The sequence below is a fragment of the Xanthomonas hawaiiensis genome, from assembly GCF_031834635.1.
Lineage (GTDB): Bacteria > Pseudomonadota > Gammaproteobacteria > Xanthomonadales > Xanthomonadaceae > Xanthomonas_A > Xanthomonas_A sacchari.
Genome location: NZ_CP115873.1, coordinates 3,825,986 through 3,839,081, shown reverse-complemented (window position 1 = coordinate 3,839,081; position 13,096 = coordinate 3,825,986). Strand labels below are relative to the sequence as shown.

Here is a 13,096-nt window from a genome sequence, read left to right as displayed (position 1 = left end):
AACGAAGCCCGCCCGGGGCCGCGGACGTGCGATCCTAGGCGGATGTCGCTGATCCTCGAACGTGCCCACTATCTGTTGTCCGCCCACAATGCCCGCCAGTTGCCGGACGACGGCGGCTGGGAGGTGGCGTTCGCCGGCCGCTCCAACGCCGGCAAGTCCAGCGCGCTGAACGCGCTGACCCGGCAGAACGCCCTGGCCCGCGTGTCCAAGACGCCTGGCCGTACGCAGCAACTGGTGTTCTTCCAGGTCCAGCCCGAGCGCTACCTGGTGGACCTGCCCGGCTACGGTTACGCCAAGGTGCCGCAGGAACTGCAGGCGCACTGGCAGAAGTTCATCGACACCTATTTCCGCACGCGCGAGGCCCTGCGCGGGCTGGTGGTGGTGATGGACATCCGCCATCCGCTCAAGGACTACGACCGGCAGATGCTCGGTTACGCGGTGCAGCGCGGCCTGCCGGCGCATGCGCTGCTGACCAAGGCCGACAAGCTCGGCCGCGGCCAGCAGGCGCAGGTGCTGCAGCAGGTGCGCAAGGAACTGGCCAGCGCATTCGGCGATACCGTCAGCGTGCAGACCTTCTCCGGCGAGAGCCGCCAGGGCGTGGACGAGGCGCGTGCCATCGTCGGTGGCTGGCTGGGGTTGGAGACGGAGCCGACTGCCGCGGAGTGAGCGGGGTGGTGCTGGGCGCAGCCTCGTGCGCCCGAACTCCGCGAGACGCTTCGCGCCGGACCCTCACCCCAACCCCTCTCCCGATGGGAGAGGGGCTAGCCGCTTTTCCTTCTCCCATCGGGAGAAGGTGCCCCGCAGGGGCGGATGAGGGTACGGGCGCACCCTCTTGCGCTCAAACTCCAAGAGACGCTTCGCGCCGGACCCTCACCCCAACCCCTCTCCCGGGGGGAGAGGGGCTAGCCGCTGTTCCTTCTCCCCTCGGGAGAAGGTGCCCCCAAGGGGCGGATGAGGGTACGGGTGCAGCCTCGTGCGCCCGAACTCCGCAAGACGCGTCGCGCCGGACCCTCACCCGAACCCCTCTCCCGATGGGAGAGGGGCTAGCCGCCGTTCCTTCTCCCATCGGGAGAAGGTGCCCCGCAGGGGCGGATGAGGATACGGGCGAAGCCTCGTGCGCCCGGACTCCGCGAGACGCTTCGCGCCGGACCCTCACCCCAACCCCTCTCCCGGGGGGAGAGGGGCTAGCCGCTGTTCCTTCTCCCCTCGGGAGAAGGTGCCCCGCAGGGGCGGATGAGGGTACGGGCGCAGCCTCGTGCGCCCGAACTCCGCGAGACGCGTCGCGCCGGACCCTCACCCCAACCCCTCTCCCGGTGGGAGAGGGGCTAGCGCCGTTCCTTCTCCCCTCGGGAGAAGGTGCCCCGAAGGGGCGGATGAGGGTAAGGGCGAAGCCTCGTGCGGCCGAACTCCGCGAGACGCGTGGCGCCGTACCCTCACCCCAACCCCTCTCCCGAGAGGAGAGGGGCTAGCGGCCGTTCCTTCTCCCAACGGGAGAAGACCGGTCTCAAGGCGCCGCCGGCAACGGCGAGAACTCCGCCGGCACCCAGGCGAACGCCTCGCCCGCGCGGCGCACATGGCCCAGCCCCGGGAACGGCAGGTGCGCGCCGGCCACCCACCAGCCGTGGTCCGCGGCCTGCGCCAGCATGCGCTTGCGCGCGGCGATCGCCGCATCGCGGTCGCTGTCGGCCTCGTACGAGGCCTGCGGTTGCGCGAACTGCACCGCGTGGTAGTGCACCAGGTCGCCCCACACCAACAACTGTTGCCCCGCGCCGCCGTCGAACCGGTACGACACGTGCCCGGGCGTGTGCCCGTGGGTATCCAGCGCCACCGCGCCACCCGGCAGCGCATCGCCTGGGCGGAAACGGCGCAGCCGCTGCGCGGCCTGGTACGGCGCCACCGCCGCACGTGCCAGCGGGAAGGCGAAGCGCAGCATCTGCGGTGCACCGGGCTCGCTGGCCGGGTCCAGCCAGTACGCGGCATCGGCGGCGCTCAGCCACACCGTCGCCTTGGGATAGGCGGGCTGGCCCTGCGCATCGAGCAGTCCGCACAGGTGATCGGGATGGGCGTGGGTGAGCAGCACGTCGTCGACCTGCTCGGGCGCATAGCTGGCCGCGCGCAGGTTGGCCAGCACCTGGCCGAGCCCGGGGCCAAAGCACGTGGCGGTGCCGGTATCGACCAGGGTCAGGTGCGTCCCGTCCTGAATCAGATAGGCGTTGACCGCGGTCTGCAGGCCCTTGTCGTTCTCCGGGACGTAGCGGTGGTCGAGCAGCCGCGCGATCGCCTCCGGCGGAATGTTCGCAAGTTGCGCGCGCGGCAGCGCCACCGTGCCATCGAACAGGGCGGTGACGCGCAACCGGCCGATCGCCTGGCGATAGACGCCGGGCACCTGCGTCTGGGCGCTGGCCGGCGCGGCGGCGTGGGCGGAGGACGGCAGCGTCAGCGCCGTGCTGGCGGTCAGGGCCAGCGCGCACAGCGCGCGCAACGGGAACACGGACATGGGGATTTCCTGGCAATGCGGCAGGCGCCGCGGTACGGGCATGCTGCGCCGGCGCCGCTGCGCGATTCGCTCATTCCGCCGCGCGCGGCGCTCACGCCGCCGCGAGTCAATTGCCGATGCTGGCCGGATCCAGGCCGTAGCGTTGCCGGAAGCGCTGGCTGAAACTGCGTACCGAACGGTAACCGGCGTGCGCGGCGACCGTCTTCAACGGCCAGCGCGTGGTGTACAGCAGCTGCATCGCGTGCGCCAGGCGCGCATCGGCGAGCAGGTCGCGCAGGGAGGTGCCTTCGCCGGCCAGATGCCGGCGCAGGGTCGCGCCGCTGAGGCCCAGGCTGTCCTCGATGTCGCGCGAACGCCAGGCGCGTTGCGGCTGTGCCGCGATCAACTCACGCACCTGCGCCGCCACGCTCGGCGCCGGCGGCAGCAGCAGGCCGCCGTGGCCGTGCCGGCACAGGGCGACCACCAGCGCCGCCAGCGCCAGCCGCGCCTCGGTGTAGCGGCCGTCCTGCAGCCCCTGCCGCCATTGCAGCAGGGTGCTGCCGAACGCCTCGGCGCGCAGGCGCGCCAGTTCCGCGCCGGCGGCGGGCAGCGGTTCGTTCCACAGCACACGCGCCGCGCTCAGCGCTTCCTCGCACAGCGGCACCAGCACGCTCAGGTACAGGCCGCTGTGCGGATCCGGGATGTTGACCACATCGATGCGGCAGCGCCGGGTCACCAGGAACAGATCGCCCGGCACGAAGTCCAGCGTCTGCGTGGCGGTGCGCACCTGCTTGCGACCCTGCAGCAGGATCGCCAGCTGCGGCCGTGGGATCTCCACCGAGCGCGCGCCGTGTTCGCGGCGCGCGCTGATGCAGGCGTAGCCCTCGGCCTGGGTGCAGTCGGCCAGACTGGAAAGGCGCGCCAGCAACAGGGCGTCGGGGGAGGAGGTGTCGGCCATGGCTGCCGATGCTACCGCAGCGCGTTGCGCGCGGACTCGGACCTGCACACCCAAGATCCGGCCGACCGCACCGTTGGCCAGCGGTGCCGCCGCGCCGTGGACCGCCGCCCGCAGCGCAGGCCGGAGGCTCCAGGAAACAAGGCGTGCGCCGTGGCCCCAGGCCCGCTGCACGGGCAACGTGCGTAACGCGGTGACGCGCTGCGGACCGCCAACGCATCTCGCCTCACCGCCCACGACACGCGCTCGCCATCGGCGATCGAAAGAGCCGCAGCGGCTTGCACCACGCCGGATGAGACTTACGCGGGAGGTTGCATGACCTCGATGGTGATCCTATCGGGCCCGCTGACGTAGGCAACGACGGTTCCCGCGCGTGGCCCGGCCTCGATAGGCCGGGGAGATCCTTTCAGGTTCCATCCCTGCGCCTGGACCCTGGCGACAACCAGGTCGATATCCGCCACGGTGACGGCCAGATGGGTCGCGCCGATCGCGCCGGCGCTCTCGGGTGCCTTGCCCAACGTGCTGGCTGTCGAGTATTCGAGAAGTTCGATGGGAAACCCTGTGGGCGAGACCACCAGTGCCATGCGGCAACGCGGATCTTCGACACCCGTTACCTGCTGCAGGAAATCGCCGCCCATTTCGCCCGTGCGAACGAGTTCGAATCCCATCGCCTCGGTCCAGAACCTGATCGCCTCCTCCAATGAGGAAACGGAGAATCCGGCGTGGTCGACGATGACGGTATCCGTCTTGATATTCATCCCTCTGCTTCCCGTTTTGTTCGAAGGATAGACGCGCTGTGGCCTTGTGTTCCACGTGTGGCGTCTCGCTGGACAGAACGCTCCTGTCGCTACCACCTCGGGGTTTCGAGGCGCAGGCACCGGCAATGTCGGGGTGGCACGGCGCTATTCCTGGCGCCGTCAGTCAGGCGGCCAGCCTGCCGATCGCGAGCCTCCTGGAGAACGGGTGTCGGCCATGCCGGTGATGCGGCCGTGGCGTGCGCCGCGCCGGCTCAGACATGCACGCCGAACACATGGCCGATCGCGCCGCTGGCGAGCATCGCCGCCGCACCCCAGAACACCACGCGCACCGCGCCGCGCAGGCCCGAGGCGCCGCCGGCGCGCGCGGCCAGCGCGCCGGTCAGCGACAGGCCGACCAGGGTGGCCGCGCCGGTCACCCACAGTTGCCGGCCGTCCGGCGCCAGCCAGGCGGCCACGATCGGCAGCGCCGCGCCTGTGCAGAACGCCGCGGCCGATGCGGCGGCCGCCTGCAGCGGGCGCGCGCGCAGGCTGTCGGTGATGCCGAGTTCGTCGCGCGCGTGCGCGCCCAGCGCGTCGTGCGCGGTCAACTGCTCGGCGACCTGGCGGGCGAGGGCGGGGTCGAGTCCGCGCTGGCGGTAGATCGCGGTCAGTTCCTCCAGTTCGCTCTGCGGATCCTCGTGCAGCTCGCGGCGCTCCAGCGCCAGGTCGGCGCGCTCGGTGTCGGCCTGCGATTGCACCGACACGTATTCGCCGGCGGCCATCGACATCGCGCCGGCGACCAGGCCGGCGATGCCGGTGGTCAGCACCGTGGCCGCCGACGCGCCGCTGCTGGCGACGCCGACCACCAGGCCGGCCACGGAGAGGATGCCGTCGTTGGCGCCGAGCACGGCCGCGCGCAGCCAGCCGGCGCGATCGGTGCGGTGGCGTTCGGAGTGGGTCGGGCGCATGCGTTGCCTGCCGAGGGCGGTGAGAGAGTCCGCAGCCTACCGAAGCCGGCGCCGCGGGCGCTTGCTGCGTCTCACTCTCGACGCCGCGGCGGCGCGGCTATGGAATGCTGCAGTGCCGCCGGTAGCGATATGGGCCTCACCCCCGGCAGGCTATAGTGCGGGCCTTGCGATGGCCGGGCCCGGTCCCCACATCGCCTCACCCGCCGTGCGAGTCCTGCCCTTGTCGAGCCCCAGCCACGTTGCCGAGACGCCGATCACCGACCGCGCCGAACTGGTGCAGGTGCTCGCCTCCGGAGAGAAGCCCGAAGCGCAGTGGCGCATCGGCACCGAGCACGAGAAGTTCGGCTTCCGCCTGGACGACCTGCGGCCGCCGACCTTCGACGGCGAGCGCGGCATCGAGGCGCTGCTGCTGGGCCTGACCCGCTTCGGCTGGGAGCCGGTGCGCGAAGCCGGGCACACCATCGCCCTGCTGCGCGACGGCGCCTCGGTGACGCTGGAGCCGGCCGGCCAGCTGGAACTGTCCGGTGCGCCGCTGCCGACCATCCACGACACCTGCGTGGAAGTGGGCAGCCACCTCAACGAGGTCAAGCAGGTCGCCGACGAACTGGGCCTGGGTTTTCTCGGCATGGGCTTCCAGCCGAAGTGGCGCCGCGACGAGATGCCGTGGATGCCCAAGGGCCGCTACCAGATCATGAAACGCTACATGCCCAAGGTCGGTGCGCTCGGCCTGGACATGATGACCCGCACCTGCACGGTGCAGGTCAATCTGGACTACGCCAGCGAAGCGGACATGGTGCGCAAGTTCCGCGTGTCGCTGGCGCTGCAGCCGATCGCTACCGCGCTGTTCGCCGACTCGCCGTTCGCCGAAGGCAAGCCCAACGGCTACCTCAGCTATCGCTCGCACATCTGGACCGATACCGACGTCGACCGCACCGGCATGCTCGACTTCGTGTTCGAGGATGGCTTCGGCTACGAGCGCTACGTCGACTACCTGCTCGACGTGCCGATGTATTTCTCCTACCGCGACGGCACCTACGTGGACGCCAGCGGACAGAGCTTCCGCGATTTCCTGCAGGGCAAGCTGCCGGCCTTGCCGGGCGCGTTGCCGACCTTGCGTGACTGGTCCGACCACATGACCACCGCGTTCCCGGAAGTGCGCCTGAAGAAGTACCTGGAAATGCGCGGCGCCGACGCCGGCCCGTGGGGCCGGCTGTGCGCGCTGTCGGCGTTCTGGGTCGGCCTGCTGTATGACGATGCCGCACTGGATGCCGCCTGGGACCTGGTCAAGGACTTCACCCTGGCCGAACGCCATGCCTTGCGCGACGGCGTGCCGCGGCAGGCGCTGAAGCTGCCGTTCCGCAACGGCACCGTGCAGGACCTGGCCGCCGAGGCGGTGAAGATCGCGCTGTCCGGCCTGCGTCGGCGCGCGCGCCTGAACCGCGACGGCCAGGACGAATCGCGCTTCCTCGAACCGCTGGTGGAAATCCTGCACGCCGGCGAGACCGCGGCCGAGCGCAAGCTGGCGCTGTACCACGGCGCCTGGCAGGGCGACATCGACCACGTGTTCCGCGAGTTCGCGTACTGAGCGCCGCGCCGCACGCGCGCAGGCCGGCAGCACGATGACCGCGATCGCCGACATGGCGCGCCTGTTCCAGGTCGAGCCGAGCAGATGGGGCGGCCGTGGCGATCCGTATCTGTGGGAAGAGATGGCGTCAGCCCTGGTCGGCGTGCCGCTGCCGGCGACGGCGGCGCAGTGCGAGGCGCTGCTCGCGGAGAGCTTCGCGCGCCTGGTCGGCACGGCGCTGGACGACGCCTCTGTCGAGTCGGTGTTCGTGCCGCGCCTCAGCCATGGCGGCATGTCCTCGGGGTACGTCAGCCTGGTGTTCTGGCGGGCGACCGCACGGCCGCTGTTGCTGGCGCGTCATGCCGAGACCCTGGCGCAGCGCCACGCGGGCGCCGAAACGGTGCAGACGGCGTCGTGGTGGCGACGGCTGTTCCGCTCGCGCTAGATGTCTTGCCGCAGCCCATCGGCGCGCTAGTTGCGTCTCAGGCGGGGCAGCCGCGAATGGATGGATTGCTGCTGTACGCCGCCGCCGACCTGGCCGAACGCAATGCCACCTTCGAGATCGCGCGCTACTTGCCGGGCCATGTGCTGATCGGCGACGACAGCGGCGGCCAAGGCGTGCTGGTCGCGCTGGTAGCGCCGGCGTATCCGGTGTTCCTGTGCGATCTGGGTGCGCTGGCCGAGGAAGAATGCGTGCCGCTTGCGGCGTCGGCGCTGGACTGGATCGCGGCCGGGTGCTTGCTGCCACCATAGCGGCGCCGCCAAGCGACCCGTAGTTCGGCGCTTTACGTCTCTGATCATGCTCAAGGGCTCAGCGCGCCGTCGTCAGCGTAGCTGGACTGTGGATCCGTTCCAATGTGCTCTTCCATCGCGGATACTGGGTATCGCGATGAGGCTAATGTCCCAGGGGGCACGATGGAGCATGACTCTGCCAGAACAACCGGGGAAAATGCAGAGCGAGTGCATCGTCCCCAGGAAGCAGTCACGATCACTGTCTGGCACTTCTACAAGAATGCTGCCGGCTTCTTTGGCTTTGTTTCTCTGTTCGTCTATTGCGGCATCTTGCTCGCGCGCGGCACGGCGTCGGGAGCGACGATGTTTATCGCATGCGGGATGTTTGCCACCTTCGTGCTATCAGTTCGTTCGGGCAAACGGCTCCTATTGCTCTGGCGCATACGCAGGGCGCAAATTCGGTAGGTGGTGCTTTGGATCGGCGGCCTGGCCCTGGCGATTGCGTGGTTCTTCCTGCGGTGCTAACACTGCCGGCCTCGGCGCATGCGCGCCGGGGCCGCGGTCCGCGGTGCCACGGACCAGCGCCACCCAGGGGACATCGATGACCGATCCGTACAATTCCTCGCCGCCGCGTGCGACGGCGGCCTCGCCGCTGAACGATGCGATGGTGACCACCGCGCTGGAGCTTCCCGGCTACCGCATCGTGCGCAATCTGGGCATCGTGCGCGGCATCACCGTGCGCTCGCGCTCCATCGTCGGCAATTTCCTGGGCGGGCTGCAGACCATCTTCGGCGGCAATATCACCATCTACACCCAGCTGTGCGAGCAGGCGCGCCTGGAGACCTACCGGGACATGCTGCAGCACGCGCGGCAGATGGGCGGCAATGCCATCGTCGCGGTGCGCTACGACGCCACCGAGCTGATGGCCGGCCTGACCGAGGTGCTGTGCTACGGCACGGCCGTGATCGTCGAGCCGAACCCGCACTGAGCCGGTCGGCGTGCGGCGGTCGGCCGCGGGGTCGGCTCAGCCGCCGACCGCGTGGCAGGGCAGGCGCACGCTGACCCGCAGGCCGCCCTCGTCGCGATTGTCCAGGGCGATCTGGCCGCCGTGCGCCAGCACGATGCTGTGCGCCACCGACAGGCCCAGGCCGATGCCGCCGGTATCGCGGTTGCGCGAGTTCTCGCCGCGGAAGAACGGCAGGAACAGCTTTTCGCGCTGCGCCGGATCGATGCCGGGGCCGTCGTCGTCGATCCACAGCACGCATTCGCCGGCCTCGTGGCGCAGTTGCAGGCGTGCGCGCTTGCCGTACTTCAGCGCGTTCTCCACCAGGTTCATCACCATGCGCCGCAGCGACAGCGGATCGCCGTCGAGGGTGATGGCGTCGCCGAGCAGCAGGACCACGTCGGCGCCGGTGTCGCTGGCGTCGTCGACCACGCTTTCCACCAGCAGGCGGAAATCCAGCGGCGAGCGCTTGCCGCGGCGGCTGTCGTTGTGGATGAAGTCCAGCGCCGCGGAGATCATCGCCTTCATCTCGTCGATGTCGGCCATGGTCTTCTCGCGCAGCGGCGGCTGCAGGGTCTCCAGGCGGAACGCCAGCCGCGCCAGCGGCGTGCGCAGGTCGTGGGCGATCGCCGCGACCATGTGCGTGCGCTCGTTGATCAGCCGGTTCAGGCGCGCCTGCATGGCGTTGAACGAATCGGCCGCCTGCACGATCTCGCTGGGGCCGCTGCGCCGCAGCGGTTGCGCGTCGGGATTGCGGCCGAGCTGGTCGGCCGCCTCGGCGAAGCGCCGAATCGGCGCCGACAGCGCCCGCGAGAACCACCAGGCCAGCGGCAGCATCGCCAGCATGCCGGCCAGGAACAGCATGACCACCTGGGTCTTGAATTCGTTGGAGAACCGCCGCGGCGGCGACATCACGCTGCGCCAGCGCCCGTCGGGCTGGCGCAGTGCGGCAGTGAACCCATCCAGCAGGGGCACCGCCGGGGCGAAGCCGCGCTCGCGCCAGCCCGATGCGTGCATGGTGCCGCCGAAGGCGCCATCGCGCGGTGGCTCGCCCGCGCCGGGCGGTGGCTCCATCGGCGGCGGTTCTTGCCCGTGCGGCGGCGGCATCGCCCCATGCGAGGACGCATCGTCGTCGGCGGCGACGGCATGCGGCGGCGGCGGCGGGTGTTCGCCCAGGCGCAGGCGCAGGCGCTCCAGGCGGCCGTCGCTGTTGCGGTAGAAACGCACCTGGTCCGGCGCCACGTCCAGCCAGTGCGCCATCACCCGTTCGGCATTGCGGTCGCGCACCTGGTCGCGCGCCGGCAGCGGCGCATGCGCTGTGTCCTGCACCTTCAGGGTCTGGGTGCCGGCCGGCATGCGCGTGCTGAGCAGGGCGATCACCTCCGGCGGATGCACCGGCATCTCGTAGACCGGCGTGCGCAGCACCAGGGCGATGCCGATCAGCTGCGCGGTGAGCAGCGCCACCACCAGCAGCAGGAAGGCACGGGCGAAGATCGGCACGCCGCGGCGGGCGCGCGTGGACGCACTCACAGGCGGGCGACGCTCGGCAACAGCATGTAGCCTTCGTTGCGCACGGTGCGGATCAGTTCGGTCTGCACGCGTTCGTTGATCTTGCGGCGCAGGCGGCTGATCTGGCTGTCGATGGCGCGGTCGTAGACCTCGGTGTCGCGGCCGCGCGCGTAGTCGAGCAACTGGTCGCGGCTGAGCACGCGCTGCGGATGCTCGACAAAGGTGCGCAGCAGCGCGAACTCGCCGTCGGAGAGGTTGATGAAGATACCGGTGGGGTCGCGCAGGTCGCGGCGGATCACGTCCAGCCGCCAGCCGGCGAACTCGTAGACGTTGCCGCGCGCTTCCGGCGGCAGCGTCGTGGCCTGGCTGCGCCGCAGCAGGGCGCGCACCCGCGCCAGCAGCTCGCGCGGATTGCACGGCTTGGCCAGGTAGTCGTCGGCGCCGACCTCCAGGCCGATGATGCGGTCGGTGTCGCTGCCCAGCGCGCTGAGCATGATCACCGCCGGCGCGCCGCGCTCGCTGGCGAGCTGGCGGGCGGCGCTGAGGCCGTCCTCGCCGGGCATCATCACGTCCAGGATCACCAGGTCCGGCTGGCGCTCGGCCATCCGCAGGCGCATGTCCGCCACGGTCTCGGCGGTGTCCACCTGGTAGCCGTGGTCGCTCAGGAACTCGCTGATGAGTCGGCGCAGATCCGGATCGTCGTCGACGACCAGAATGAAGGATTTCATGTCCACGATCTTGAAGGGCCGCCACACGGGAGTCGCCCAGTCTAGACGTGGCCGCGGCTGCCTGGAACTGGGGGCGCTCAGGGACGAGGCCACCGCACCCGGGGCCCGCGCGTGAACGCATGGCCATCATAGGCAGCGCCGGCAGCGGGATCATGGCCGCCGCGTGTCCTGTGCCGACATGCATTGCCATGCGCCGGCACCTGCGCCGGCGGGGTGTCCGTCACAGGTCAGGCCGGGGCTGCGGCGTACGCGGCCGTTTTCTTTTGCCGGCCGCCGGAATACTATCCCCCAGTATAGTTCTTGGGCTCTACCGCATGCCGCACACCCCGCACGAGAAGAAGCGCGTCCTCGCCCGCATCCGCCGCCTGCGCGGCCAGACCGAGGCGCTGGAACGCGCGCTGGAGGAGGGGGCGGACTGTGCTGCCGTGCTGCAGCAGATCGCCGCCATCCGCGGTGCGGTCAACGGCCTGATGTCGGAAGTGATGGAAGCCCACGTCCGCGAAGAATTCGGCCAGCCCGCCAGCTCCGACGCGCAGCGCGCCGCGCGCGTGCGCGAGATGGGCATGCTGGTCCGCTCCTATCTCAAGTGATCCGCACCCCACACCCATTTCCTCAGCCAGGAGAAAGCGCATGAAATCCCGAGCCGCCGTTGCCTTCGAAGCCGGCCAGCCGCTGCAGATCGTGGAGATCGATGTCGAACCGCCGCGCCAGGGCGAGGTGCTGGTGCGCATTACCCACACCGGCGTCTGCCATACCGACGCGTTCACGCTGTCCGGCGACGACCCGGAAGGCATCTTCCCGGCGGTGCTCGGCCACGAGGGCGGCGGCATCGTCGAAGCGGTGGGCGAGGGTGTGACCAGCGTCAAGGTCGGCGACCACGTGATCCCGCTGTACACGGCCGAGTGCCGCAAGTGCAAGTTCTGCCTGTCCGGCAAGACCAACCTGTGCCAGGCGGTGCGCGCCACCCAGGGCAAGGGCCTGATGCCCGACGGCACCACTCGTTTCTCCTACAACGGCCAGCCGATCTACCACTACATGGGCTGCAGCACCTTCAGCGAGTACACGGTGGTGCCGGAGATCTCGCTGGCGGTGGTCAATCCCGAGGCGCCGCTGGAGAAGGTGTGCCTGCTCGGCTGCGGCGTCACCACCGGCATCGGTGCGGTGCACAACACGGCCAAGGTGAAGGAAGGCGACACCGTGGCGGTGTTCGGCCTGGGCGGCATCGGCCTGGCGGTGATCCAGGGCGCGGTGCAGGCCAAGGCCGGGCGCATCCTGGCCATCGACACCAATCCGGGCAAGTTCGAGCTGGCGCGCAGCATGGGCGCCACCGACTGCATCAACCCTAAGGATTACAGCAAGCCGATCCAGGAGGTCATCGTCGAGCTGACCGACGGCGGCGTGGACTTCAGTTTCGAATGCATCGGCAACGTGCACGTGATGCGTTCGGCGCTGGAGTGCTGCCACAAGGGCTGGGGCGAGAGCGTCATCATCGGTGTGGCCGGCGCCGGCCAGGAAATCAGCACGCGCCCGTTCCAGCTGGTCACCGGCCGGGTCTGGCGCGGCAGCGCGTTCGGCGGGGTCAAGGGCCGCACCCAGTTGCCAGGCATGGTGGAGCAGGCGATGCATGGCGAGATCGACCTCGATCCGTTCATCACCCACACCCTGCCGCTGGACGAGATCAACGAGGCCTTCCACCTGATGCACGAAGGCAAGTCGATCCGCACCGTCATCCACTTCTGACCGCAGGTCAGTCCGGCGCGCGGCCGTTTCCGCGCATTGCAGCGACGCAACGAACCCGGGAGGGGGCAAGATGAGTACTGTGACGATTCATCCGTCGGTGGACGCCGGCGTGCGTGCCGGCGCGGAGCATTTCCAGGGCGGCACCCTGGAATGCCACTGCGCCAGCGACAAGGTGGTGGTGGAAGTGGGGGCGCAGACGGCGCACAACCATGCGTGCGGCTGTACCAAGTGCTGGAAGCCGAAGGGCGCGACCTTCTCGGTGGTGGCGGTGGTGGCGCGCGACAAGGTCAAGGTCGTCGCGCACGAGGAGAAGCTCAAGGTGGTGGACGAGAGCGCGACCATACGTCGTCACGCCTGCACCGGTTGCGGCGTGCACATGTACGGCCGCATCGAGAACACCGAGCATCCGTTCTACGGCCTGGATTTCGTGCACACGGAACTGTCGCCGCAGCAGGGCTGGTCGGCGCCGGGCTTCGCCGCGTTCGTGTCCTCGATCATCGAGAGCGGCACGCGTCCGGAGGCGATGGACGGGGTGCGCAACCGCCTGCGCGAACTGAAGCTGGAACCGTACGACTGCCTGTCGCCGCCGCTGATGGACGCGATCTCCACCCACGTCGCGCGCAAGAACGGCGTGCTGCACTGAAGTCCGCTGCCGCGCGCGTCGCCGGTCGACGCGTCGCGGCA

Annotated in this window: 14 protein-coding genes; 8 read left to right on the top strand and 6 right to left on the bottom strand. The window is 69.9% G+C overall.

Going from position 1 to position 13,096, the window contains the following annotated elements; genetic code table 11:
* The first annotated feature begins 42 nt into the window (after nt 1-42).
* On the top strand, nt 43-666 hold the full coding sequence (gene yihA / locus PG878_RS16365; protein WP_209030770.1) for a ribosome biogenesis GTP-binding protein YihA/YsxC: 624 nt from the start codon (nt 43-45) through the stop codon (nt 664-666).
* Between the two features lie 838 nt (nt 667-1,504).
* On the opposite strand, the gene PG878_RS16360 is transcribed toward yihA, so the two are convergent.
* The 4 genes from PG878_RS16360 to PG878_RS16345 form a co-directional block, all read right to left on the bottom strand.
* Nucleotides 1,505-2,497, bottom strand: a complete 993-nt coding sequence (locus PG878_RS16360; protein WP_209030771.1) for an MBL fold metallo-hydrolase — start codon at nt 2,495-2,497, stop codon at nt 1,505-1,507.
* Nucleotides 2,498-2,603: 106 nt separating this feature from the next.
* Nucleotides 2,604-3,434, bottom strand: a complete 831-nt coding sequence (locus tag PG878_RS16355) for a helix-turn-helix domain-containing protein (protein ID WP_209030772.1) — start codon at nt 3,432-3,434, stop codon at nt 2,604-2,606.
* Nucleotides 3,435-3,730: 296 nt separating this feature from the next.
* Nucleotides 3,731-4,189 carry a VOC family protein gene (locus PG878_RS16350; RefSeq protein ID WP_209030773.1) on the bottom strand — a complete coding sequence of 153 codons (459 nt, stop codon included), beginning with the start codon at nt 4,187-4,189 and terminating at the stop codon, nt 3,731-3,733.
* A gap of 251 nt (nt 4,190-4,440) precedes the next feature.
* Nucleotides 4,441-5,136, bottom strand: a complete 696-nt coding sequence (locus PG878_RS16345) for a VIT1/CCC1 transporter family protein (RefSeq protein WP_209030774.1) — start codon at nt 5,134-5,136, stop codon at nt 4,441-4,443.
* Between the two features lie 220 nt (nt 5,137-5,356).
* Between PG878_RS16345 and PG878_RS16340 the strand changes: the two genes are divergently transcribed.
* From PG878_RS16340 to PG878_RS16325, 4 genes are all read left to right on the top strand, one after another.
* A complete protein-coding gene (locus PG878_RS16340) occupies nt 5,357-6,721 on the top strand; it encodes a glutamate--cysteine ligase (RefSeq protein ID WP_209030775.1) in 1,365 nt (454 codons plus the stop codon).
* Between the two features lie 34 nt (nt 6,722-6,755).
* Nucleotides 6,756-7,145, top strand: coding sequence for a hypothetical protein (locus PG878_RS16335; RefSeq protein ID WP_209030776.1), 390 nt, complete (start codon nt 6,756-6,758; stop codon nt 7,143-7,145).
* 56 nt (nt 7,146-7,201) lie between these two features.
* The gene (locus tag PG878_RS16330) at nt 7,202-7,453 is read left to right on the top strand and encodes a hypothetical protein (RefSeq protein ID WP_209030777.1); all 252 of its coding nucleotides are present in this window, start codon (nt 7,202-7,204) and stop codon (nt 7,451-7,453) included.
* A 580-nt stretch (nt 7,454-8,033) separates the two neighbouring features.
* Nucleotides 8,034-8,420 (top strand): YbjQ family protein, encoded by a 387-nt coding sequence (locus tag PG878_RS16325; protein WP_209030778.1) that lies wholly within the window; start codon nt 8,034-8,036, stop codon nt 8,418-8,420.
* 36 nt (nt 8,421-8,456) lie between these two features.
* On the opposite strand, the gene PG878_RS16320 is transcribed toward PG878_RS16325, so the two are convergent.
* Complete coding sequence (locus tag PG878_RS16320) at nt 8,457-9,965, bottom strand: ATP-binding protein (protein WP_209030779.1); 1,509 nt, start codon at nt 9,963-9,965, stop codon at nt 8,457-8,459.
* Nucleotides 9,962-10,672, bottom strand: coding sequence for a response regulator (locus PG878_RS16315; RefSeq protein ID WP_209030781.1), 711 nt, complete (start codon nt 10,670-10,672; stop codon nt 9,962-9,964). Before PG878_RS16315 ends, PG878_RS16320 begins: the two co-directional genes overlap by 4 nt.
* Before the next feature lie 314 nt (nt 10,673-10,986).
* Between PG878_RS16315 and PG878_RS16310 the strand changes: the two genes are divergently transcribed.
* From PG878_RS16310 to gfa, 3 genes are all read left to right on the top strand, one after another.
* Nucleotides 10,987-11,262 carry a metal/formaldehyde-sensitive transcriptional repressor gene (locus tag PG878_RS16310; RefSeq protein ID WP_209031071.1) on the top strand — a complete coding sequence of 92 codons (276 nt, stop codon included), beginning with the start codon at nt 10,987-10,989 and terminating at the stop codon, nt 11,260-11,262.
* Between the two features lie 40 nt (nt 11,263-11,302).
* The gene (locus tag PG878_RS16305; RefSeq protein WP_209030783.1) at nt 11,303-12,412 is read left to right on the top strand and encodes an S-(hydroxymethyl)glutathione dehydrogenase/class III alcohol dehydrogenase; all 1,110 of its coding nucleotides are present in this window, start codon (nt 11,303-11,305) and stop codon (nt 12,410-12,412) included.
* 70 nt (nt 12,413-12,482) lie between these two features.
* Nucleotides 12,483-13,055 (top strand): S-(hydroxymethyl)glutathione synthase, encoded by a 573-nt coding sequence (gene gfa / locus PG878_RS16300; RefSeq protein ID WP_209030784.1) that lies wholly within the window; start codon nt 12,483-12,485, stop codon nt 13,053-13,055.
* Nucleotides 13,056-13,096 lie beyond the last annotated feature (41 nt).

Excerpts from the sequence above, each read along its gene's own strand:
- PG878_RS16305 (WP_209030783.1), top strand. The coding sequence starts at position 11,303 with ATGAAATCCCGAGCCGCCGTTGCCTTCGAAGCCGGCCAGCCGCTGCAG.
- PG878_RS16315 (WP_209030781.1), bottom strand. The coding sequence starts at position 10,672 with ATGAAATCCTTCATTCTGGTCGTCGACGACGATCCGGATCTGCGCCGA.
- PG878_RS16330 (WP_209030777.1), top strand. The coding sequence starts at position 7,202 with ATGGATGGATTGCTGCTGTACGCCGCCGCCGACCTGGCCGAACGCAAT.
- PG878_RS16310 (WP_209031071.1), top strand. The coding sequence starts at position 10,987 with ATGCCGCACACCCCGCACGAGAAGAAGCGCGTCCTCGCCCGCATCCGC.
- PG878_RS16335 (WP_209030776.1), top strand. The coding sequence starts at position 6,756 with ATGACCGCGATCGCCGACATGGCGCGCCTGTTCCAGGTCGAGCCGAGC.
- yihA (WP_209030770.1), top strand. The coding sequence starts at position 43 with ATGTCGCTGATCCTCGAACGTGCCCACTATCTGTTGTCCGCCCACAAT.
- PG878_RS16345 (WP_209030774.1), bottom strand. The coding sequence starts at position 5,136 with ATGCGCCCGACCCACTCCGAACGCCACCGCACCGATCGCGCCGGCTGG.
- PG878_RS16325 (WP_209030778.1), top strand. The coding sequence starts at position 8,034 with ATGACCGATCCGTACAATTCCTCGCCGCCGCGTGCGACGGCGGCCTCG.
- gfa (WP_209030784.1), top strand. The coding sequence starts at position 12,483 with ATGAGTACTGTGACGATTCATCCGTCGGTGGACGCCGGCGTGCGTGCC.
- PG878_RS16360 (WP_209030771.1), bottom strand. The coding sequence starts at position 2,497 with ATGTCCGTGTTCCCGTTGCGCGCGCTGTGCGCGCTGGCCCTGACCGCC.
- PG878_RS16355 (WP_209030772.1), bottom strand. The coding sequence starts at position 3,434 with ATGGCCGACACCTCCTCCCCCGACGCCCTGTTGCTGGCGCGCCTTTCC.
- PG878_RS16350 (WP_209030773.1), bottom strand. The coding sequence starts at position 4,189 with ATGAATATCAAGACGGATACCGTCATCGTCGACCACGCCGGATTCTCC.